The organism is Lysinibacillus sp. BF-4, from assembly GCF_000743635.1.
In the GTDB taxonomy this organism is placed as follows: Bacteria; Bacillota; Bacilli; order Bacillales_A; family Planococcaceae; genus Metalysinibacillus; species Metalysinibacillus saudimassiliensis.
This window is the reverse complement of record NZ_JPUW01000078.1, coordinates 1-2,062: the sequence shown is the minus strand read 5'-3', so window position 1 is coordinate 2,062 and position 2,062 is coordinate 1. Positions and strand designations below refer to the sequence as shown.

Here is a 2,062-nt window from a genome sequence, read left to right as displayed (position 1 = left end):
AATCAAGACGCGATTGAAGCTGTTTTAAAGAAAGTAACAGGCAAAATTCAAACCGTCATTAGTGATTTTGCGCCTGCCATGGCAAGTGCTATTCAAGCAGTCTATCCAGCAGCGATTCATGTGCTGGACCGTTTTCATTTAGTTCAGTTTTTCACGGATGCAGGGCAACGAAGATGTCGCTATTTGGGTGAAGCGAAAAAGCATCATAAATCACGTTTTATTGACCGTTGTTTAGCTCGAAAGCCCGAACAATTAACGGTAGAAGAACGTGCTTTTGTACAAGAATGGCATCTTGAAGATGACCATACAAAGCATATTTATCAAGCGCTATGTGTTAAAAGCAACGACACGTACACAAGCGAAAAAGCGATTAAAAAATTGGTTAAAACGACACCAGTTTCACACGTGTGGTGTTGTTGCGAAAATCGCCAAAACGTTGATTATACGAGAAGAAGCGATGATTCATACGATCTATTCACCCTTCTCAAACGGCATCATGGAAGGTACAAATAATAAAATCAAACTCATCAAAAGACGTGGATTTGGTTATCGAAACGATGCCCATCTGTTCCTTCGATTACGATTGGAAACAGGGCATTGATTTTGTCATCCCCGACTTATGGTGATGAACCCAATACTATCCATTTATTATAAGTGTTTCCATCACACGATTGTATGATTTCCAGATTTCGTACATTTTCAAAATAAAAAGTGGTAAACTACTATTGAACTAGGCATGTGATAGGAGGATGTTATATGAACGTAAAAGAAACACTCGAAATGCTTAATCAAGTAATCGCTGAAAACAGCGAGCTTATTAAAAATGAAGAGTCCACTAAGCAGTTTTTAATCTTGCCATTTTTGCGTGGTCTCGGCTTTGATACATATAGCCCTAAAGAAGTAACGCCTGAATTTACGGCAGACTTCCATAAGAAAAATGAAAAGGTTGACTACGCTATTTCATTAGATGATGAGCCGCGTATTTTTGTAGAGGCCAAGTCAATGCACACTAAGATTGTGAAAAATGCACCACAGTTAAGCCGCTACTTTAGCACCTTTCCTAGCGTCAAGCTCGGCATTTTGACTAATGGTATTGAGTATCACTTTTTTACTGATTTAACGAACGCTAATATTATGGACAATAAGCCCTTCTTTATTTTTAGCATTACTGACTATACAGACGAGGATTTTGAGCACCTTATTAAATTTTCTAAAAATGTGTATGACGAAGAAATTATTAAAGCACTCGCTGAGTCATTAATTTATTTACAGTCGTTTAAATCTGTCATTAAAGAAATTTTAGAAGCACCAAGTGATGACTTTATTAAGTTTGTTATTAAAGAGCGCTTTAAGTTTAAAGTGACCCAGCAATTCATACAGCTTCTCGCCCATTGGTACAAAAAAGTATTCAAGAAACGATTTCTGAAGTGATTAGTGAAAAGTTTAATATTGATATTAACCAGCCCGTACTTGCGGGTGTACCAACACCACCGCCCGTCGAAAAAAATGCCTATTATACACAGGCAGAACTTGATTCACTTAATACATTCGAGGATTTTGAGGGTGTAACGATTGTCTTTCCTAAAGCAACTGCCTACAAACAGTTACTACGTACAACAGCAGCCGCATACTCTGTCGAAAAAGGTAATCCACTTAGTGAGTTTTTTATTGCTTCTGTTGTTATGCAAGGCTCAGCAACCTTTGGCTATTTAGTTGGGCAATATGTCAATCAAGGCGAGGACATTAAACTTTATACCGTTAAGTCCAACGAGATTGCTAAATTTTTAGCCGAAAACCCCGTCGTTCAACAAACGGGCTTTATTAACGCACGCCTTAGCTCGCGCACAAACCGCGGCAGCGATGATCCAATTTATTTCCTAAAAAGTTGTCTGCACAACCTATCCTTTAAAGATGTGCCTAACCTAACGTCAAGCTTTGAACAAGCTGGCAAGTTTTTCACGTAAATAAACGCCACTAACCGGCATTGGTTGGTGGCGTTTTAATTTACCTACTAGCTCTTTCTACGCAGTTGGCAAACTAGCTCCTTATTAACCATTTAATG

Annotated in this window: 2 protein-coding genes and 2 pseudogenes; all 4 read left to right on the top strand. The window is 38.5% G+C overall.

Features of this window, described 5'->3' with window-relative positions; genetic code table 11:
• Nucleotides 1–12: 12 nt before the first annotated feature.
• A pseudogene (locus tag CH76_RS14190) lies at nt 13–312 on the top strand (transposase); the annotation flags it as partial.
• A pseudogene (locus CH76_RS14185) lies at nt 299–556 on the top strand (transposase); the annotation flags it as partial. The pseudogenes CH76_RS14190 and CH76_RS14185, both read left to right, overlap by 14 nt.
• Before the next feature lie 200 nt (nt 557–756).
• On the top strand, nt 757–1,431 hold the full coding sequence (locus CH76_RS14135; protein ID WP_235190410.1) for a type I restriction endonuclease: 675 nt from the start codon (nt 757–759) through the stop codon (nt 1,429–1,431).
• Entirely contained in the window at nt 1,392–1,964 is a 573-nt protein-coding gene (locus CH76_RS14130) for a hypothetical protein (protein ID WP_235190409.1), read from the top strand. The genes CH76_RS14135 and CH76_RS14130 overlap by 40 nt, the downstream gene beginning before the upstream one ends.
• The last annotated feature ends 98 nt before the right edge of the window (nt 1,965–2,062 follow it).